17 protein-coding genes are annotated in these 19301 nt (G+C 49.7%); 5 read left to right on the top strand and 12 right to left on the bottom strand.

Annotation, left to right across the window (positions count from 1 at the left end):
* Positions 1-40: 40 nt before the first annotated feature.
* The 6 genes from L1278_RS00820 to typA form a co-directional block, all read right to left on the bottom strand.
* Entirely contained in the window at positions 41-337 is a 297-nt protein-coding gene (locus L1278_RS00820) for a hypothetical protein (RefSeq protein WP_253400609.1), read from the bottom strand.
* Positions 271-1626: a hypothetical protein gene (locus L1278_RS00815; RefSeq protein WP_253400608.1), complete on the bottom strand. Its 1356-nt coding sequence runs from the start codon at positions 1624-1626 to the stop codon at positions 271-273. The genes L1278_RS00820 and L1278_RS00815 overlap by 67 nt, the downstream gene beginning before the upstream one ends.
* 83 nt (positions 1627-1709) lie before the next feature.
* Complete coding sequence (locus L1278_RS00810) at positions 1710-3308, bottom strand: hypothetical protein (protein ID WP_253400607.1); 1599 nt, start codon at positions 3306-3308, stop codon at positions 1710-1712.
* Between the two features lie 252 nt (positions 3309-3560).
* Positions 3561-4775, bottom strand: a complete 1215-nt coding sequence (locus L1278_RS00805) for an OmpA family protein (protein WP_253400606.1) — start codon at positions 4773-4775, stop codon at positions 3561-3563.
* A 419-nt stretch (positions 4776-5194) separates the two neighbouring features.
* The gene (locus tag L1278_RS00800; RefSeq protein ID WP_253400605.1) at positions 5195-6067 is read right to left on the bottom strand and encodes a DUF4349 domain-containing protein; all 873 of its coding nucleotides are present in this window, start codon (positions 6065-6067) and stop codon (positions 5195-5197) included.
* A 188-nt stretch (positions 6068-6255) separates the two neighbouring features.
* On the bottom strand, positions 6256-8067 hold the full coding sequence (gene typA, locus L1278_RS00795) for a translational GTPase TypA (protein WP_253400604.1): 1812 nt from the start codon (positions 8065-8067) through the stop codon (positions 6256-6258).
* A gap of 213 nt (positions 8068-8280) precedes the next feature.
* On the opposite strand from typA, the gene msrB reads away from it, so the two are divergent.
* The 3 genes from msrB to L1278_RS00780 all read left to right on the top strand — a co-directional run bounded on the left by msrB (position 8281) and on the right by L1278_RS00780 (position 9797).
* On the top strand, positions 8281-8829 hold the full coding sequence (msrB, locus tag L1278_RS00790; protein WP_253400603.1) for a peptide-methionine (R)-S-oxide reductase MsrB: 549 nt from the start codon (positions 8281-8283) through the stop codon (positions 8827-8829).
* 279 nt (positions 8830-9108) lie between these two features.
* Complete coding sequence (locus tag L1278_RS00785) at positions 9109-9375, top strand: hypothetical protein (RefSeq protein ID WP_253400602.1); 267 nt, start codon at positions 9109-9111, stop codon at positions 9373-9375.
* An 89-nt stretch (positions 9376-9464) separates the two neighbouring features.
* Positions 9465-9797, top strand: coding sequence for a hypothetical protein (locus tag L1278_RS00780; protein ID WP_253400601.1), 333 nt, complete (start codon positions 9465-9467; stop codon positions 9795-9797).
* Between the two features lie 43 nt (positions 9798-9840).
* Here L1278_RS00780 and L1278_RS00775 read toward each other — a convergent pair whose 3' ends face one another.
* On the bottom strand, positions 9841-10101 hold the full coding sequence (locus L1278_RS00775; protein ID WP_253400600.1) for a hypothetical protein: 261 nt from the start codon (positions 10099-10101) through the stop codon (positions 9841-9843).
* 152 nt (positions 10102-10253) lie between these two features.
* On the opposite strand from L1278_RS00775, the gene metG reads away from it, so the two are divergent.
* The gene (gene metG / locus L1278_RS00770) at positions 10254-12293 is read left to right on the top strand and encodes a methionine--tRNA ligase (protein WP_253400599.1); all 2040 of its coding nucleotides are present in this window, start codon (positions 10254-10256) and stop codon (positions 12291-12293) included.
* Between the two features lie 68 nt (positions 12294-12361).
* On the opposite strand, the gene L1278_RS00765 is transcribed toward metG, so the two are convergent.
* Entirely contained in the window at positions 12362-13540 is a 1179-nt protein-coding gene (locus tag L1278_RS00765) for a Pycsar system effector family protein (protein WP_253400598.1), read from the bottom strand.
* 442 nt (positions 13541-13982) lie between these two features.
* On the opposite strand from L1278_RS00765, the gene L1278_RS00760 reads away from it, so the two are divergent.
* Entirely contained in the window at positions 13983-15992 is a 2010-nt protein-coding gene (locus L1278_RS00760; protein ID WP_253400597.1) for an adenylate/guanylate cyclase domain-containing protein, read from the top strand.
* Positions 15993-16025: 33 nt separating this feature from the next.
* Here L1278_RS00760 and L1278_RS00755 read toward each other — a convergent pair whose 3' ends face one another.
* The 4 genes from L1278_RS00755 to L1278_RS00740 form a co-directional block, all read right to left on the bottom strand.
* Entirely contained in the window at positions 16026-17309 is a 1284-nt protein-coding gene (locus L1278_RS00755; RefSeq protein WP_253400596.1) for an MFS transporter, read from the bottom strand.
* Between the two features lie 77 nt (positions 17310-17386).
* The gene (locus L1278_RS00750) at positions 17387-17704 is read right to left on the bottom strand and encodes a hypothetical protein (protein WP_253400595.1); all 318 of its coding nucleotides are present in this window, start codon (positions 17702-17704) and stop codon (positions 17387-17389) included.
* Between the two features lie 9 nt (positions 17705-17713).
* Positions 17714-18277: an aminoacyl-tRNA hydrolase gene (pth, locus tag L1278_RS00745; RefSeq protein ID WP_253400594.1), complete on the bottom strand. Its 564-nt coding sequence runs from the start codon at positions 18275-18277 to the stop codon at positions 17714-17716.
* A 245-nt stretch (positions 18278-18522) separates the two neighbouring features.
* Positions 18523-19110, bottom strand: a complete 588-nt coding sequence (locus L1278_RS00740; protein WP_253400593.1) for a 50S ribosomal protein L25/general stress protein Ctc — start codon at positions 19108-19110, stop codon at positions 18523-18525.
* Positions 19111-19301 lie beyond the last annotated feature (191 nt).

The raw sequence follows: 19301 nt of genomic DNA, 5'->3' as shown, positions 1-19301 counted from the left end.
TGCTAAGACTGGCTCCTTCTTTTTTGTGCTTGTTATTTTTCTAATCCAGGTAGTAGCGCAGCAGCCAGCCTTCGGCATCAAACTGGTTGGCCGGTGGGTTTTGATTGGTCTTTTGGCGGGTGCCCGGACTCAGGTCATAAGAGTTGCGGTATTCCGTGTCTTCTACCGAGATGCGCCGGGCCATACGCTTGGGGCCTTTCACGGTATAGCTGTCCTCGCCAGCGCCACCCCATACCTTGATTTTGATCTTTGGCCGGTTTTCCCCCTTCACTATAAACTCATCATCGCCGTTGAGGCCGTACAGGTGGATCTCTTTTGTGTCGGAGGCCTGAAACACCCGGTTAAATAGCTGTCGTCGCTCTTTCCCCTCTTTGTTGATCTTGTTACCTGTACCCGCACCTCGTCAGCAGACAGTACCTCAATTTCAAATCTTTCGTGCTTGTCAGTCCCCACGACGATCGCCTCCCGCATTAAACTTTTGTAGTACTTTTGGATGGACTTGTTCAGTTTGTCGCGTCGGGACTTCAGTTGGGCCATAATGGGGGTAGCCGTGAGCTGGTAAATATTATCGGGCATTTGCCGGAACGACTGTTCGACTACCTCATCTGTAAGCGCGCTGCTTACGCTGTCAGCCACTTCCATCCATTCCTGATAGGAGAGACTGGCGAGTATGGTTTCGTCCAGGTTGCGGCCGCTTCTGTTCAGGTCATCCAGGTTTGACAAGTTATCACTATACGTCCGGAAGTGTTTTTTCAGGCCCGTGCGCATGAAGAGCCAGGGAATGATCGCATCATTGAGCTTGTAGAATACATTATCACGGTCGCGGGGAACGGCCTGGTATACTTTTACGTCGTCGTGCTTATACTGCGCCCAGCGCCAGTTGTCTTCGTGCCGGCTCCAGTCACCGATCAGCATATCGAAGAGGCGGGCACGCAGGTAGTAACGGGCGTCCACGTGGCTGTCGTTTTCGAAGAAGCGGTCCTTGAGCATGGCCCGGGTGCTTTTGATGTTTTCAGAGTTCCCCATCCCCGGCTCGCCGGACAAGTCATCGTTTGGTCTGATCTCCATCAGCGCGACCATACCACCGAAATCCTCTAGATACTCGCCCAGGCGTGGATCGTGCGGTATATAAACCAGTTCCGGCTTAGTGTGGTGTATCCCGATGGCTTCGGCCATGGGAGGCAGCACAAGGGCTGCATACGGGTGAGTGGCGGAAGTCGCATCGCGGATGATGTTGGCGGCATAGCTTTGCTGCCACTTTTCAGGAAGTGCCGTGGCAGGATCTTTATCCACCGAGCGAAGCACGTATTCTTTACCGTCAGCAGTCTCCAGGCGCAGGTTCTTGGTCTGCCGGCTGCCGCCCTGTTGGGTAGGCGACAGGCCACCTTTCTCGGTGCTGAGGTCCAGTACCCTGAATTCGACCGGCGTAGTCCAGGCAGGGCGGTAGTGCTTGCCATAGAAGAACGTGTGCAGCCCGCTGCGACCGTAGTGTTCCCCAACAGCTACCGTGATGGTGCTGTCGGTGTAGGCAGGTATAGCAGCAGCAGATTGGGCAGGAGGGGGCACCTGCTGCAGGCTATGTGTGTACTTGTTGCCGATACAGCCTGCCATAAACAGGCCTAGCAAACAGAAAAGGGTATTAGTAAAGTGATAATAACGTTTAGGGTGCATGGTACGGGGTGTCAATTGGTGCTTTGCGGAAGGGTTGGTTAGTGACCCTCCCTGTCAAAGGCGTGTACTCTAACGTCGCTGGTGGTTTTATCGACGGTTTCGGGTCCAAATTCGATTTCGGTACCCCGTTTGGTGTCATACACAATGGTTTTGCGGCGCCAGCCTTTCACATTCGATTTGTCTTTGATCTCGTCTTCACCGCGGCCACCCACAATCACGATGCGTATACCTTTGCTCACATCACCCTTCACTTCAAATTCGTCGTCCTCGGCCAGCCCCTGCAGGGTGATCTGTTTGGTTTCGCTGCGTTTGAACACCCGGTGGTATACCTGTTTATCGTCAGACAACCGGATCACCTTCACTTCTGTCTCTTCGTCGTTCAGGCGCTCCACCTCAAACCGCTCTTCCTGATCAGTCCCGATCACCAATGGGTTCTTGGCCAGGTGCAGGTAAAATTCCTGAGCGGCCTGCGGCAGCAGGTCGCGGCGGCTTTTGAGCGTGCGGATCGTCCGTTCACCCAGCTGGTCGTATACCTTGGGCGGAAACTGGCGGATAGCCCGTTCAATGACCTCGTCTGTCAGGGATGCCTGCAGTTCGGTGGCAAGTTGCCGGTAGTCCTCCGCAGTCAGTTCAGTCAGGGCGCGCTGGTCAATAAAGCTGGCATTCATCATCAGGGCATACACATCCCTATACTTAGGGCCGAAGGTCTCGAACTTCCGGATGGCCCACTTGCGGCTGAAGAGCCAGGGAATGATGCCATCGTCAAACTTAAAGAAGGCGTTGTCGCGGTCTTTGGGGATGGCGCGGTAGCGTTTGTTGTTGCCATCGTCGTACACCGCCCATTCCCACTGGCCTTCGTGCCGGTCCCAGTCGTTGATGAACAGGTCGAAGAGACGGGCACGGGCAAACTCGCGCTGGTCGATAAAGTGGTCATCGTCGCCAAAGCGTTTATTGAGCATCTTTTTGGAGCTGGCAATATCCACCGCGTTGCCGAGCATGGGTGTAAGGGTGCGGTCGTCGTTGTATTTCTCCTCGATCATGAACACGCGGTCCTGGAACCTGTCGCCGTATTCTCTGAAGGTGGTATCGGATGGAAGCACGTACACCAGCTCTGGTTTTGAGTGCGGTATACCTGCTGCCTTAGCCATGGTGGGCAGCACGAAGGCGGCATAGGGGTTGATGGCCGAGGTCTGGTCGCGGAGCACGTTTGCCACAAAGGTTTTGCCCCAGAACTTAGGCAGAATGCCGGCCGGGTCCTTGTCCAGCGAGCGCAGCGCGTAGGTAAAGCCCTTGTCATCGATCAGGGTGAGGCTGGTGGTCTGCATACCTCCCCCGAGCTTCTCGATAGAAAGGCCGCCTTTGGCCTTTTTCATATCGAAGACGCTGACTGTGACAGGCGTGGCCCATACCTCGCGGTAGTGCTTGCCCCAGAAAAGATTATAGAACCCGGAGCGTTTATAATGCTCACCAGCCATGACAGTCACACTGTCTACATCGGCAGGAGAGGCAGTTTTAAGCTGTTGGTATTGCGCCTGATCAACGACGGGTGTTTTCGCAAAGAAATTCCTCCGGGCGCAGCCTGAGGAAAAAAGGAGGATGCACGCGAGTGAGACAACGTGCAGGTGGTAGCTTTTCATGCAGAGTAGGTTTTCAAATTTATCTGCCTATCTAACGTAAATCAGCGCTAATGTTTACAAGGGAGCTGTTGTATAGACGTTATTTTAATTGTGAAGCGCAAGAAGCAGTACAACCCAGCGGTAGATGAAAGTGAAGCGTGCGCAAAGACTCAGGTTGGCGCTATACCTGAATAAGGATATAAAACGCTATAAAACAACGGGGGCTGCCGCATCGTGCGACAGCCCCCGTTACCGGCAGGTATACCTGTTGTTTTATTTTTTCACAAACTCCACCCGCCTGTTGTTCGACTTGGCTTCGGCCGTAGCGTTCTTGTCGATGGGTTTGGACTCGCCCAAGCCTTTGGCCTCTAACCGCTCTGCTGCAATGCCCTGCCCGATCAGGTAAGTCTTAACTGCCTCAGCCCGCTGCTGACTGAGTTTCATGTTAGCATTGTCGTCCCCATCGCTGTCGGTGTGGCCTTCCACGCTGAACTTAAGGGCAGGCTGTTCCTCCATGAGTTTGGCGATGCTGCTGAGCGTTCCCGCTGACTCCGGGCGTATATCAGCTTTGTTTACATCGAACTTGATGCCGTAGGTAATTATTTTGCCGTCGGCCGCCATCTGGTCGTACAGTTTTTTGCCGCCTTCCGCAATCAGCACATTCTTCACCATTGTGTTCGCATCAATGCGCTTGTCTATTTCTATACGAAGCCCGGTTGGCGTACCCGTTACATTCGGGATGTTAATGAGGCGTTCTTCGTCCAGGTATACCTTCATGCTGCGCCTGTTGAAAGCGATGGACAGGTGGCGCCACTGGTTACTCACCCCTTTTGCTTCCAGTTCCTCTGACACAGAGCCATAGGTTTTGAACCGGAGGCCGTTCGCTCGCACATCTATCGGTTCCCAGAAGTGCCCGTTGATCTCTTCCTTATAATCATTAATGTCGTCTACCAGGAAAATTTCATAGGCCACGTTGGGGTTGTCGCTGTCAAAATAGAGGTCCATCTCGATGGTAAATGTTTCGGGGAGCCAGTTTTTCCGCTTCATGAGGGGCTTTATGCTCGTGCCGGTGGCTACCATGTTGATGACGGGTTCACCTCCGAAATCGGCTACCTCGGCGTTGCCCTTGTTCAGGTCCCAACGCGATGGAAACTCACCGTTCTCTTCGCCCGAAAGATTATCTGCAAACAGTACCTTGTCACCCGGCACAAAATCGTACTTGCTCCAGGCTTTCGTTTTCACTTCCCCTGATCCTGACCCGCTTGCTTTGGCAGCACCGCTCTTTCCATCGCTTTTGTCGGCAGTAGCTTCTTTTTTGCCTTCCAGTGTTTCGTCTATAGACTTGTCAACCTGCTGATCCACCTTCTGGTTGATCTTAGAGTTGATCTTATTTTTGAGGTTTTTCCCCACGTTGAATTGGGCTGCAGCTGGCGTGAAACATAAAAAAACCAGTGCAATAAGTCCGGCAAAGAAAGCATATTTTCTCATAATATAATAGGTATGGTAATATGAGAAAGGTATGCTGTATAATTATATTTTAAATATGTAAAATTATAAAATAAGCATAGGTATACTTTATAAGAGTAAGCGTACAATAGTAAAGGGTAAAAAGCAGCTAGTTCGAGCTCTACTCCGGCTGTAATTTTCTTTTTGATGATCATTACTGCACGTTGTACCAACGCTCTCTTGCCTGCTTTGGAATCTTTAGCAGCCGTTTTTACCTCCACATCTGGTACAATTCTTATACGCTGATCATGCCTTCAGTCATGGTACCAGTTGCCTATACCTGATAGCATGGTCATTGGGCAGGAGATAGGTATGGACTTAGCGCAAAGAGAATCTTTTGAAGCATAGAGTCAGGCGTAAGGCTGTTAGTTCAACTTTATTTTTGGCTGCTGCATGTGGGGCTATTTTTTGTATCGCTTTCTATAGACGTTTAGCCCGAACAGCAACAGGAGCCCCAGGAGTAGAAAGGGCCAGATGTTGGTAAGGAACACAAAGAACCAGATCAGGTGGTCCCAGCCATTCCGGAAGCCGGCCTTAAACTCTTTCGAAAACTCGGTATAGACAGGGGCGCTTTCGTAAAAAGTCATAGTCAGGGTAGAGAGGAAAACCTGGTTTTCAAGGTATTTCAGACGCCCTTCAATTGATTCGATGTCAGAGCGCAGGGCTGCGATTTGCTTCTCGATCTCCAGCACCTCCGTTACGGTATTTGCTTTCTTGAGCAGCTCCAGGAACCTGGCTTCGAGCTCCTTCTTAGTTTTAAGGCGGGCTTGTATGTCCAGGAACTCTTCTGTAACATCTTTCACATTTACTTCCCTGGCGTCAAACTTCTTCACACCTGCAGTAGCTTCACGCAACAGGTTGTCAAAATTGTCGGCGGGCACTCTGATGACCAGGGTATTGCTGGTCCTTCCCGGAGATTTAAACTCATTGTCAGAGGCAATATACCCTTTGTGTTTTTCTACCACAGCGAACACTTGCTGACGAGTTTGCTCAATCTGGTCAGTTTCGTATTCTACCTGTCCCTCTTTTATCAGCTTCCGCTGCAGTTCCATGGGAGGTACTTCGGGAGGCGGAGGTGCCATCATAACTGATTCAGCGACATCGTACTCAGTCTCCTCATTTTGCGACTGGCACCCGGCGATTGAAAACAGCAGTGTGAGTAGAACCATCCCGGCAATAGCTGGCCGGCCAGATTTCGCGCGACTGGCTGCTTGTTTTTGAAGGCGGCAGAAGGCTAGGTATAGACCAGTTTTAGAGAAGAGCTGTCGTAACATGGCGAATTTTTAGGGTGTGATTATATAGCAGCTTATAGATACAATTGGCTCTGGAATTCCACACGAACTTCTGAGAAAATATTTAAAGTCACGTGTAGGTATAAGGGGGTGCAATTACAAATGCCCCAAAGCAAAAAGCCCCGACCAGGTATACCGGTCGGGGCTTTGTTATCTAGAGCAGGCTATACCTACGCTACTTCTTCTTTCTTGCTCATGCGGTTACGCTCGTTCTCGTCGAGGTAAATTTTGCGCATGCGCAGGCTCTTTGGCGTTACTTCCAGGTACTCATCCTTCTGGATGTATTCCATGGCTTCTTCCAGCGAGAAGTTCTTGGCCGGAGCGATCTTGGCGTTGTCATCAGAACCGGAAGCACGCATGTTAGTCAGCTTCTTGCCCTTCTGGATGTTCACCGTGATGTCGTTCTGGCGGTTGTGCTCGCCAATTACCTGACCCATGTAAACGTCTACACCCGGATCAACGAAGAAAGTACCTCTGTCCTGCAGCTTGTCAATTGAGTAGGCTGTGCCCGGACCTGTTTCCATCGAAATGATAGAACCGTTGTTACGTCCAGGTATAGGACCTTTGTGCGGCTCGTATGACTGGAAGCGGTGGTTCATGATGGCCTCACCGGCAGTGGCAGTCAGTACGTTGTTACGCAGACCTATCAGACCACGCGCTGGAATTGTAAACTCCAGGTGCTGCAGGTCGCCCTTCGGCTCCATAATGGTCAGTTCACCTTTACGCATCGACACCAGTTCGATTACCTTACCGGCAGTCTCCTCCGGAACGTCTACTACCAGGTGCTCGATTGGCTCGTGGCGTACGCCGTCAATTTCTTTATAGATTACCTGTGGCTGACCTACCTGCAGTTCGTAACCTTCACGACGCATCGTCTCGATCAGTACTGACAAGTGCAGGATACCACGACCAAATACCAGGAAAGAATCCTCACGGTCGGTTTCCTGTACTCGCAGGGCCAGGTTTTTCTCTGTTTCTTTGAACAAACGGTCACGCAGGTGGCGCGATGTCACGAACTTGCCCTCTTTGCCGAAGAAAGGAGAGTTGTTGATCGTGAAGAGCATGTTCATAGTTGGCTCGTCAATCGAGATACGTGGCAGTGCCTCCGGATTCTCTGCATCAGCAATGGTGTCGCCAATGTCGAAGCCTTCTATACCTGTTACAGCGCAGATTTCGCCGGCAGATACTTCCTCTACTGATTTTCTGCCCAGGCCTTCAAATACCTGAAGTTCCTTGATACGACCTTTCTTAACGGAGCCATCTGCTTTCATCAAATTGATTGGCATACCTTCTTTCAGGGTACCACGGTGCACACGACCGATTGCGATACGACCTACGAATGAAGAGTAGTCAAGCGATGTGATCTGCATTTGCGGTGTACCTTCACGGTAAGGCGCGGCAGGAATCACATCAATGATAGCGTCAAGAAGCGGCGTGATGTCAGTTGTTGGCTGTGTCCAGTCAGTACTCATCCAGCCCTGCTTAGAGGAGCCGTAAAGCGTAGTGAAGTCCAGCTGGTCTTCAGATGCCTCGAGGTTGAACATCAGATCGAACACCTGCTCGTGCACTTCATCAGGACGGCAGTTTTCTTTGTCTACTTTGTTTACTACCACGATCGGCTTGAGGCCCAGCTGAATGGCTTTGCCCAATACGAAACGTGTCTGTGGCATGGCACCTTCAAAAGCATCTACCAGAAGGAGTACACCATCAGCCATTTTAAGTACACGCTCTACCTCACCACCGAAGTCGGCGTGACCAGGCGTGTCGATAACGTTAATTTTAACGCCTTTGTAACGAACCGATACGTTCTTGGAAACGATCGTGATACCGCGCTCGCGCTCCAGGTCATTGTTGTCCAGAATGAGGTCGTCAAAGTGCTGGTGGTCAGCGAATAGCTTTGAAGCGTGGATGATCTTGTCCACGAGCGTCGTCTTGCCGTGGTCTACGTGTGCGATAATCGCGATATTTCGAATATTTTGCATTGAATAGATTTTTCGAGGTGCAAAGGTATGTAAAAGCCTTCGTATTTTTAGTAGTTCGCTCGAAATAAACAGGTTAGGTAATTATTAAATCTTCTCTTTCAGCACGATGGCTATTGTTAAGGAGCAAACATTATGCAGGCTTCCTTTGTTCAATGAGGTATAAAATAATCAAAAGGGGCCTGCTTTTTGCTCTGTAATTTCGTAAACAACTGTATGAAAATGTTTTATGTCTATACCTTACTGTTGCTGCTAAGCCTACCTGCCTGCGGCCAACAGGACCAACCCATTACCGATTCTGAAGCTGTTCTTGTCGCCTCAGCTGACGCAGAAGCCACACAAAATGGCAGCTCCCAAAAATCTAAGCAGACCTACGAGATCAATAAAACGGATGCCGAGTGGAAAAAGCAGCTCACGCCGGAGCAGTATTTTGTACTTCGCCAGAAAGGAACAGAGCCTGCCTTCAGCGGCAAGTATAATGATCACCACGAAAAGGGCGTCTATACCTGTGCCGCCTGTGGCAACGAGGTTTTTAGTTCCGACACCAAGTTTGACTCCGGCACCGGCTGGCCCAGCTACTTTAAACCGATCTCCGGCAAAAATGTGAAAGAGATTGCTGACCGCAGCATGGGTATGGTGCGAACCGAAGTCGTGTGCGGCAAATGCGGTGGGCACCTGGGGCACGTATTCGACGACGGCCCGAAGCCAACCGGTCTGCGCTATTGCCTGAACTCAGCCGCGCTTGGGTTTAAGAAAGGTAATTAAATTGCTTAATTGTTGAATGATTAAATTGTTAGGCGAATTATCAACCTGTTCCTGCCTCTCCGAGGAGGGGGATTTGGTATACGATTTAAGGTATAGCGGTGTATAATTAGCGTAAAATGACTCGGATAGGTATACGGATTCATGATTGCCGATGCACGATTCGGACAGGTCGCGACCTGTCCCTACAAAACCCTTTTCAATAATTTAACAATTACTCAAATTTCAACTCTAAACTCCCATACACCGTACTTTCTATCCAACACTAATGAGAAAACAGATATGACTGAACTACACTCTGAATCGGAGAACATAGAAAATCTGGCGCAGACCATTATGGCGGCTTTTAAGGCGAGGAATATACAGGCAGGCGAGGTGCTGCAATACCAGGAACTCTATCCATACCTGCAGGAGCGCTATCCGAAGTACAAAGATGTGCAGAAGGAAGCAGAGCACCACCTGGCAAAATTAGCTTGGGTGACACCCGCCCCTGAGGGACTCATGCTAACACAAGTGGGGGAAAGTAGCCTCGCTGATACAAATGAGTAAATAGCGCGCTTTTATACTTTTTCATCCGTATACATAGTATAAGGCATTTTAATCAATGTCTTTGTTTTACTATTTTAAGATGAAACGAGATGAAAAGGTACATAAACTGGCTAGGGGGGATCGTGCTGCTGGGGGCTATGGGATGCACCTCGCTCTCGGAAGGAGGGAAAGGTACTCTGCCGCCTAATCCTGACCATTCACAGCGTGTCAGGTATAGCGAAGGCGATCCGGTGCGTAACCAGATCTATGAGCAGGCAAGTGACATTAACCGTAAGCGAAATATTGAAGAATATGACCGCAATGCGCCCGTTAACCTGCCACCTGAAGTGCGACCTCAGCAACTGCCCAACGCTCCCGTAGATTCTACGCGACACCGCATCCTACGTATACTCCCCACCAAACCGCCAGTTGGAAACAACTAAGGTATAAGCAAGAAGCGCTGCCTCTCGGGGCAGCGCTTCTTGCTTATTTTTTCTTCTTGTTTTTATCCTTATTACTGTCTTTGTCTCGTAGATCGCTCACATCCTCAATTTCAATTTCTTCGTCACCAATGTGTAGTTCGTCCGGTTCCAGGTTCACATACACTTCATGGTCGGGTGGAGTGGTCTCCGATTCCCGGTCGGCACTTTTAGGAGCGGGCTTACCACTGATTTTCTTTTTGTCGCTGTCTTTTCCCAAGTGTCCGCTGTCGCGCTTCTTCTCGTGAAAATTATCTTGGTTCTTCATATACTTCGGGTGATTGTGTTCCTGATGGTTTGGTTTACCGTTTACGAAAAAGTAGCGGACTAGTCAGTTTATAATTGTCATTTTTTTGGATTAGGTAGCATGTCGCCTATCAATCCGACCGGTATTTGTATATTTGCGTTTTTACGAGAACTATGGCTGAAAACTATAAACGATATACAGTAACGGCGGCCCTGCCTTACGCCAATGGTCCGGTGCACATTGGTCACCTGGCGGGCGTATACCTGCCTGCCGATATTTATGTGCGCTACCTGCGCTCACAGGGCAGAGATGTGAAATTCATCTGCGGCTCTGACGAACATGGCGTGCCGATTACGATCCGGGCCAAAAAAGAAGGCATCACGCCGCAGCAGGCCGTGGACAAGTACCACGAACTGATCAAAAAGTCGTTTGAGGACTTTAACGTGTCATTCGACATCTACTCCCGCACCTCTTCCCAGACGCACCATGAAACAGCCTCTGACTTTTTCCTGAAGCTGTACAACGACGGTAAGTTCATAGAGCAGACCACGCAGCAATACTACGACGAGAAGGCGCAGCAGTTCCTGGCTGACCGCTACATCGTGGGCACCTGCCCGAAGTGCGGCAACGAGAACGCCTATGGTGACCAGTGCGAGAGCTGCGGTACTTCCCTCAACGCCACCGACCTGATCAACCCAAAAAGCACGCTGAGTGGCGCTGTTCCTGTAATGCGTGAGACCAAACACTGGTACCTGCCGCTGAACGAGTACGAGCCATGGCTGCGCGAGTGGATCGTGGAAGGCCACAAAGGCGACTGGAAGCCGAACGTATACGGTCAGTGCAAAAGCTGGATCGATCAGGGACTGCAGCCGCGCGCCGTAACCCGCGACCTTGACTGGGGAGTGCCCGTGCCGGTAGCAGGTGCCGAAGGCAAGGTGCTCTACGTGTGGTTCGATGCACCGATCGGCTACATTTCGGCTACCAAAGACCTCACCCCGGACTGGGAAACCTACTGGAAAGACCCGGAGTCGAAACTGGTGCACTTCATCGGCAAAGACAACATCGTGTTCCACTGCATCATTTTCCCGAGCATGCTCAAGGCCCACGGCGACTATGTGCTGCCAGACAACGTGCCGGCGAACGAGTTCCTGAACCTGGAAGGTGATAAGATCTCCACGTCCCGCAACTGGGCGGTGTGGCTGCACGAGTACCTGGAGGAGTTCCCGGGCAAAGGCGATGTGCTGCGCTATACCTTGTGTGCCAACGCCCCGGAGAGTAAGGACAACGATTTCACGTGGAAGGATTACCAGGCCCGCAACAACAACGAGTTATTAGCCATTCTGGGCAACTTTATCAACCGCGCTGTGGTGCTCACCCAAAAGTACTACAACGGCGAAGTACCGGTCCGTGGTGAGCTGCAGGACTACGACAAAGAAGTGCTGGGTGTGCTGGAAGGTATGCCGGTGGTGATTGCCACCTACATCGAGCGCTACCGCTTCCGCGATGCCCTGAGCGAACTCATGAATCTGGCCCGTTTGGGTAATAAGTATTTGGCTGACACCGAGCCCTGGAAGCTGATTAAGACAGACGAGGAGCGCGTGAAGACCATCATGAACATTGCGCTGCAGATCTCTGCCAGCCTGAGCATCCTGATGGAACCGTTCCTGCCAACTTCAGCACGAAAGCTAAGCAACATGCTCAACCAGCCCCTTGGCGATTGGATGGCTGCTGGTTCAGCAGATTTACTGGCTACTGGCCACGTGATCGGTACTCCGGAGCTGATGTTCGAAAAGATTGAAGATGCTGCTGTAGAGGCGCAGGTACAGAAACTCCTCGACACCAAAAAAGCCAACGAAGCGGCCAATGCCGTCGTGGAGCCAGCCAAGGAAAACATCTCGTTTGAGGATTTCTCGAAGATGGACATCCGTATCGGTACGATCATAGAAGCCGATAAAGTGGCCAAAACCAAAAAACTGCTGAAGCTGAAGATCGACACAGGTATAGACCAGCGCACGGTGGTGAGCGGTATAGCTGAGTTTTTCAACCCGGAGGAAATCATCGGGCAGCAGGTGAGTATTCTGGTAAACCTGGCGCCGCGTGAGATCAAAGGCATTACCAGCCAGGGCATGATCCTTATGGCCGAAAATGCCGACGGCTCGCTGGCTTTTGTGCAGCCAAGCAAAGAAGTGAAAAACGGGGGAACGGTGAGCTAATCACTTGTTCTGTTATATTAGAAAACCTCACTTACCTGATGTTGGTAAGTGAGGTTTTTCATTTTAGACTATGCCAAAAACAGCCAGGCAACAAGGTAACTGAGCAAAACAGCCCCCAAGCCAAACGCAAATACGGTATAGGCCAATTTTAAAAGGCGGTATTTCCTAGAGAGCACTTTTCCCTGTAAGTAGATATTATCCGCCATGCTGTTATAAAGCAGGTTATGATCCCGCATCATATTCCGGATACCTTCCCGATAGGTATAGGAATCGAGCTGAATGAAGTTTCCGAAGAATAAGAAGTCGATCTTATTCTCAGGCATGGCTGTGTTTTTGGTATTAGGCCGTGTGGAGCGTATGGCCAGGATAATAGTAACCAAACAAACTACTGTAAGCAAGATAGATGGCAACAGCAGATGGGGCACGTCCTGAAACTTGTTGAAGAAGGACGAGATCATAATGGAGGCAATGATGGCGTTAACAGAAATCAGCATGTTCGCTTTGTTGTCGGCTATCACGCTCAACTGAAGGTGACTGGCCATGGTCGTCCGGAACATCGTCTCGATCCCTTTGCTGGCTTTTTGCTCTTTCTCCTTTCTAAGATCCTTTTTCAGAACTTTGTTTTCTTCCCATAGGGCCTCCAGTTCTTCATTCTCCTTACTAAGCTCCTTACGCTTTTTCTTCAGCAGTTTGATGTTTTGCTCCTTGCCGGCAGAGAAAGCCCTTTTGGCGTACTTTGTATAATAATAGTGCTTCTTGAGCAGGGCCAGATGCCTGTCTATCCAGTCGTATTGGGACACTTTGGTATCTGGGTTAGCTGCCTTCCTCTCGGCTCTTGTCATGTAATCTTCAGAAGCCAGGAAGCTGGCAACAGCATCACAGAGTGCTTCCTCTAACAGGTCGCGCGGGCGCTGCGGGTAATGGGTAGCGGCAATGCACTGCGATATTCTCAAGATTTCTGCCTGACTCAGGTTACAGCTTACCAGAAACTCAGTAATCGGTGCGATCTTTTGCTCATCCAGCAACTCTCCGGAATCACTGTAGTAGAGGTCGTGTAGCCAGGCTGCCAGCAGAAGTAAACGGGTTTCTTCGTCGCTAAAATCACAGAATTTACTGATCGCCTCGGCTACGGCAACCAGCGTTTTTGTGTGTTGCAGGTCAAAACCAACAGCTTCGTTCGTGCCATTCATCGGAAGGTTTAGCCCCACAAAGGCATTTGCTCGATCCAGAATATCATCTTCCATCATAATTTTAGTCTTTAGCGTTTCTGCAGCTTTTCATCTTCATCTTATTCCGACATCAGGCTAGGTATACTGAGTCAGTTTTACTGATGAAGTTAAAATTTAAAGCAATATAATCCTAATAAAACTATATTTATTATGCTGATAATTAAGTACTTATGAGTTTGTGGCTATATATAATTAATACATTTATAGAAGCTAGGAACTGCGTAGGATGTGCCAGTATCGGGGAGCTTTGTAACGGAAGATAACAATTGTAAATGGTTGATTCCATGTTGTTTATGCCGCATTTCTCTTTGCTTTCTAAACTGCTTATAGCTGTCGGAGCCAATAGGTTCGGGCAGATTGTGCGAGGTGGCGCTATTCATTTTAATAAGATTACCGTAAATATAAAGTATGGGTTATAAATATGGATTATATTTATTATGAAGCTTAAGTATTTCTCGTTATGAGCCAACATCGTCAGCTTGCCGCTATCCTATTCACTGATATTGAAGGATATTCTGCCATGATGCAGCAGAATGAGAAGCAGGCCTTGGCTATTAAAAACCGGCATCGTGAAGTGCTACAGCAGGAGCATAAGCGATACCGCGGTCGGGTCGTGCAGTACTATGGAGACGGTACCCTGAGTGTTTTTCATAGTGCGGTGGAGGCAGTGGAATGTGCACTGGCCATGCAACTGGCTTATTTGCAGGAGCCGCCAGTTCCCGTTCGTATGGGCTTGCACATGGGGGATGTAATTTTTGATGAAGAGCAGCTGTTCGGGGATGGGGTGAACCTTGCTTCGCGTGTTGAGTCACTGGGTGTGGCAGGCAGTGTACTGATCTCTGACAAGGTGCGGGATGAGATTGCGAACCATCCCGAAGTAAAAACTTATTCTGTAGGAATTTATCGACTGAAGAACATAGAACGGCCAGTCGAGGTATTTGCCCTGGATCACGAAGATTTAGTAAAGCCAACGCCCAATTCCCTAAAAGGAAAAACAGAAGAGAAGAAAGCACCGGCACTTCGAACAGCTAAAAGGGCCCCTGCCAAAAGCATTGCCGTACTACCGCTCGTGAATCTGAGCAACGATCCTGAGCAACAGTATTTCAGTGAAGGAGTTGCGGAAGAGATCATCAATGCACTGTCTAGCCTCAAAAACCTGAAAGTGGCAGGCCGTACCTCCTCGTTCAAATTCAGCAGGGAAAATGCTGACCTGCGGGAGGTAGGAGAGAAGCTGGGCGTGAGCACGGTGTTGGAAGGCAGTGTGCGCAAACAAGGCAACCGGTTGAGAATTACGGTGCAACTCACCAAAGTGGAAGACGGGTTTCACCTGTGGTCAGAGCGGTACGATGGTAGTATGGATGATATCTTTGCGATCCAAGATAAGATTGCGACGGCTATTACAGAGAAAATGAAAGTGACGCTGCTGGAAAAAGGTCGGGGCGGGCTCAGAAAAACGACGACCCACAACACCGAAGCCTATGAGCTATACCTGAAAGGAAGGTTTTACCTCAACAGACGCGGCTCCTACATCATCTCCGGGATCAAGTATCTTCAGAGAGCCCTGGAACTGGACCCTGACTTTGCTTTGGCGCATGCAGACTACGCAGACGCTAATGTGCTGGCCGGGCTTTATGGTATGCTGCCACCGAAGCAGGTCATGTTCAAAGGGAAGCAGTCAGCTGAGAAAGCTTTGCAGCTTAACCCGTCTTTGTGTGAGGCTTATACCGCGCTGGGTTCTTACTACTGCTACATCTGGGACCTGCCAAAAGCTGAGAAACACTTCTTGAAAGCACTGCAGCTGAATCCGAGCCATGCGCAAACACACCTCCGGTATGGACTCAACTACCTCGCCTGGATGAAGGGCGATTTTGCAAAGGCAGAGGAACATGGCAGGAAAGCGATAAAGCTCGATCCCTTGAGTTCGCTTTGCTTTGGCATATATGCCCAGATCCTGCACGCAGCCGGCAAGTTTAAGGAAGCGCTTGCCGCCTGCAAAACCGGACTTGACCTGGACTCCTATTCCTTTTTATGCAACCTGTATGAGGGCTACTCATACCTGTTTTTGCACCAACATGAGGAGGCGCTCGCTGTGTTCGAACGCCTGATGGTACTCTCGAATAAGCACAGCTTTACTCATGGTGCCTTGATCATGACGCTTTGCAAAATGGGAAACTTCGATAGGGCGAGGGCGGAATTGAAGGACCTGAAAGAGCGGGCAAAAAAGGAGTACATTGTGTGCACTGTAATAGGTATAGCAGCAGGGTGGTTGAATGATGATCTGGACGAGGCCTTTCACTTTTTCGAGAAGGGTCTGGAAGATCACGACCCTTTGCTTATCTCGCTCAAGCACGAGCATTGGACTCCGGAGACGGTCAGGCAGGATTCCCGCTATCAGAAGCTGCTGGACAAGATGAATTCGCCGGACAGATTGCTTTCTGATAGTATGTACAAATATGGCTTTGGGATCTAAATGATTGGTTTTTAAACCAATCATTTGCAAAAACTATTTTGCAGCCATACCTGCTTCAGGAGTCACTACAGGCTGTAAGCTCAGGCGCTCCCGCTCGATGTACTGCACCACAAAGTACAGCCCCACACTTACCACAATGGCAAAAGCGCCGAGCCCCCACCACAAGGTATCAAAACCGTAGCGCGCAGCAACCGTGGTGCCCATGTAGGGAGCCACCACATGCGCCGCAGCGTACGATATCGTGTACAGGCCCATGTAAGAGCCCCGGTTACTGTTGTTGGAGCGCTCCACTGAAATGGTCGCCATAAAAGGCATCACCAGAATCTCAGAAAAGCTTAGCAAGGTCATCGCGATGTAGAGCAGGAAAAGGTGATGCCCCATGTTCAGCGTCACAAAGGAAAAGCCCAGTATCAACACGCCGATCGGTATCAGCCACGATTTCTTGACTTTATCCCCAATCAGGTATACAAAGATCATCTCCACCATAAACACGATGAAACCATTCAGGGCAAGCAGCCCGCCGATCCACTGCTCGGGCAGCGCGTATACCTGCCGGTAATAGAGCGGTAAGGTAGAAAGGAGCTGAAAGAACAGAATCGCAAAGCCCGCGTTCAGCACCACGAAAATCAGGTATAGCCGATCTCTGTAAGGGGAACGGACTTTTTCTGTTACGCCTGAAGCCACGTCTTTGATAACAGCTTCTGCTTTAGCTTTCTGCTGGGGACGGTGTCCCTGCTTTTTCCGGAAGTAAATGTAAAAGAACAGGCCCGCCATCATACAACCTGCCGCATCGCCTATAAAGAGGAATTTATACGAGATGGCCGCCACCATGCCGCCCAGCGCAGGACCGATGGAGAAGCCCAGGTTCAGGGCCATCCGGTTCAGTGAAAAGGCCCTGGTCACGTTCTCGGGCCGGGCATAGTGCGCAATGGAAGCTGAGTTAGCAGGCCGCAGCATGTCGTTCACCAGGCTCAGAATAAACACACCTGCTGCCATGTGCTCAAACTTCTCCAGGAACAGAAACATCAGGTATAGGCTGCCACCAACCGTCAGGCTGAAGGACTGCACCTTAAAGTGCCCGATCCTGTCGGTTAGCCAACCGCCCAGAAAGCCGCCACACACCGCACCAAGCCCGTAGATGCTCAGGATGATACCGGCTTCCTTCATCGTGAACCCAAGTGACTCAGTTAGGTATACGCCCAGGAAAGGGATCACCATAGCGCCGCTTCGGTTGATGAACATCACCAGCGATAGCATCCACGCCGGGCGTGAGAGGCCACCGAAGGCATTGCTGTATAGGAGGAACAGGCGTTTCATGGCGCTGAATTGATCTGGATAAATTTTAATGTATACTCGGCTTTAGCGGAGCATTGTAAAAGAAGTTGGCAAAGGGTCTAAGCAGTTAAAAGCAACATTGCCAAGATGAGGCTATATCCTAGATTGAAAAGCACAATCACTGTGGTAATACCTTCAAAGCAGCCTGCTTCGAGCTTACTTCCCGCCTTACTTCCCGCCTTGCTTTGACTCCTGAAGTAACCGAATGCCAAAAGTCCGGTGAGGAAGAGCAGCATGACGGTGACAGCCGGGAATAGTGACTCCATGTATCCTATCGCTGTATACCCTAAACCGAAATTCCCTATCACAGCTGTACCCAGAGCTATACCTGTCCAGAAGTAAAAATCGGTTTTGCGGCTGAGTAGGAAGTCGACCATAGAGCTGATTTACTTGGTGTTGTACTGGTTCATGGTGCGCTCCAGCCCGATGCTGCCGAAGGCGATCGCAGATTCCGCCACTTTCTCAATAATGCCTGGTAAATCGATCTTCTCGTCGTCGCTGAAATTGCTGAGGACATAGTCAACCTGCTTGCCTTTGTGGAAAGCGTCGCCTACTCCAAAGCGTAGGCGTGGGTAGTTGTTGTGTCCCAGCGTCTGCTCGATGTGCTTCAAGCCGTTGTGCCCGCCGGCACTGCCTTTGGCGCGAATGCGGATCTTGCCAAAGGGCAGCGCGATGTCATCCGTAATCACCATCATCTGATCCGGCGTCAGTTTCAGGTTGCTCAACCAATGGCTGACGGCTTTGCCGCTCAGGTTCATGTAAGTGGTGGGCTTCACCAGTACATAGGTGCGGCCCTTGCTTTTGATCTCGGTCACGAAGGAGTGGCGACCAGTATTAAACTTCGCATCAAATTTCTGTGCCAGATGGTCCAGCACCATAAATCCAATGTTGTGACGCGTTTCCGCGTACTCCGGGCCAATATTGCCGAGGCCCACTATCAGATATTTCATACTCGTGTCTTCAATGCTTGCTACTGCCTTTTGCTCCAGGCCCAGCCATTGTTTTAGTTTTATGATGGTTGAATTGCTCAAAATTAACTGGTTAAATGGCTTTATGGTTGATTCCAATATAATGTAGCCTGTTTGGCTGGCAATTTAACCATTTAACAATTCAGCCATTTGATTTCCATCAGAAACAAAAAATCCTGCCCTGCTCGGAGCAGGACAGGATTTTGTTGCTATTGAAGCAGCAATACTTATTTCTTGCCGCCGCGAGCTTCTTCTGTCTGTGCACTCTTAAGAGCACGTGGAATCGTAACGGTTGCTACCGGAGCAAGTGGGTTGGTCAGGATTTCGTAGTCACCCTTCGCAATTTTGCTTACTTTGATAGACTTACCAAGCTCCAGATCAGAGATGTTCACCTCGATATAGTCTGGCAGGTTAGCAGGAAGCGCTTTGATTTTCAGTTTACGCAGTTTCGTTACCAGCTTACCACCAGCCATTACACCTGGAGAGTTGCCAACAAACTTAACCGGAACATCGATCTTTACCTCTTTGCTTTCGTCAAGCTGCAGGAAGTCAACGTGCAGCAGCATTTCGTTTACTGGGTGGAACTGTACGTCCTGAAGGATCGCTCTGTAGTGCGTGCCTTCGATATTCAGATCAACTTCGTATACTTCTGGAGAATAAACCAAGTCTCTGAACAGGATAGCTGGGGCGTAGAAGTGAATCTGCTCAGTGCCACCATAAAGTACTCCTGGTACAAAAGACTCATTGCGCAGCTCTTTCGTCTGTGCTTTACCGAGATTTGCTCTTTTAAACCCTATAATCTCTAAAGTTTTCATAAAATGAATTTTGTTAAAATTTCAGGCAGCAAAGGTATGGATTTAATTGTTGATTGTTAAATTGTTAATTGTTTTTTTCTTGTACTACACAATCAACGCAACAGCCAACTTTCCCGATATCCTTTCGACCTATTTGAATACTATATGAAATTGCTGATTGTTTATCATTGAGAACAACAATTAACAATCAG

Source organism: Pontibacter sp. HSC-36F09, assembly GCF_024171605.1.
Lineage (GTDB): Bacteria > Bacteroidota > Bacteroidia > Cytophagales > Hymenobacteraceae > Pontibacter.
Note: the sequence above shows the minus strand (reverse complement) of the source record. Positions and strands in the feature narration are given on the sequence as shown.

Bases quoted from the DNA above. Each gene is read 5' to 3' on its own strand.
- L1278_RS00810 (WP_253400607.1), bottom strand. From the start codon at position 3,308: ATGAAAAGCTACCACCTGCACGTTGTCTCACTCGCGTGCATCCTCCTT.
- L1278_RS00805 (WP_253400606.1), bottom strand. From the start codon at position 4,775: ATGAGAAAATATGCTTTCTTTGCCGGACTTATTGCACTGGTTTTTTTA.
- L1278_RS00800 (WP_253400605.1), bottom strand. From the start codon at position 6,067: ATGTTACGACAGCTCTTCTCTAAAACTGGTCTATACCTAGCCTTCTGC.
- typA (WP_253400604.1), bottom strand. From the start codon at position 8,067: ATGCAAAATATTCGAAATATCGCGATTATCGCACACGTAGACCACGGC.
- msrB (WP_253400603.1), top strand. From the start codon at position 8,281: ATGAAAATGTTTTATGTCTATACCTTACTGTTGCTGCTAAGCCTACCT.
- L1278_RS00785 (WP_253400602.1), top strand. From the start codon at position 9,109: ATGACTGAACTACACTCTGAATCGGAGAACATAGAAAATCTGGCGCAG.
- L1278_RS00780 (WP_253400601.1), top strand. From the start codon at position 9,465: ATGAAAAGGTACATAAACTGGCTAGGGGGGATCGTGCTGCTGGGGGCT.
- L1278_RS00775 (WP_253400600.1), bottom strand. From the start codon at position 10,101: ATGAAGAACCAAGATAATTTTCACGAGAAGAAGCGCGACAGCGGACAC.
- metG (WP_253400599.1), top strand. From the start codon at position 10,254: ATGGCTGAAAACTATAAACGATATACAGTAACGGCGGCCCTGCCTTAC.
- L1278_RS00765 (WP_253400598.1), bottom strand. From the start codon at position 13,540: ATGATGGAAGATGATATTCTGGATCGAGCAAATGCCTTTGTGGGGCTA.
- L1278_RS00760 (WP_253400597.1), top strand. From the start codon at position 13,983: ATGAGCCAACATCGTCAGCTTGCCGCTATCCTATTCACTGATATTGAA.
- L1278_RS00755 (WP_253400596.1), bottom strand. From the start codon at position 17,309: ATGAAACGCCTGTTCCTCCTATACAGCAATGCCTTCGGTGGCCTCTCA.
- L1278_RS00750 (WP_253400595.1), bottom strand. From the start codon at position 17,704: ATGGTCGACTTCCTACTCAGCCGCAAAACCGATTTTTACTTCTGGACA.
- pth (WP_253400594.1), bottom strand. From the start codon at position 18,277: ATGAAATATCTGATAGTGGGCCTCGGCAATATTGGCCCGGAGTACGCG.
- L1278_RS00740 (WP_253400593.1), bottom strand. From the start codon at position 19,110: ATGAAAACTTTAGAGATTATAGGGTTTAAAAGAGCAAATCTCGGTAAA.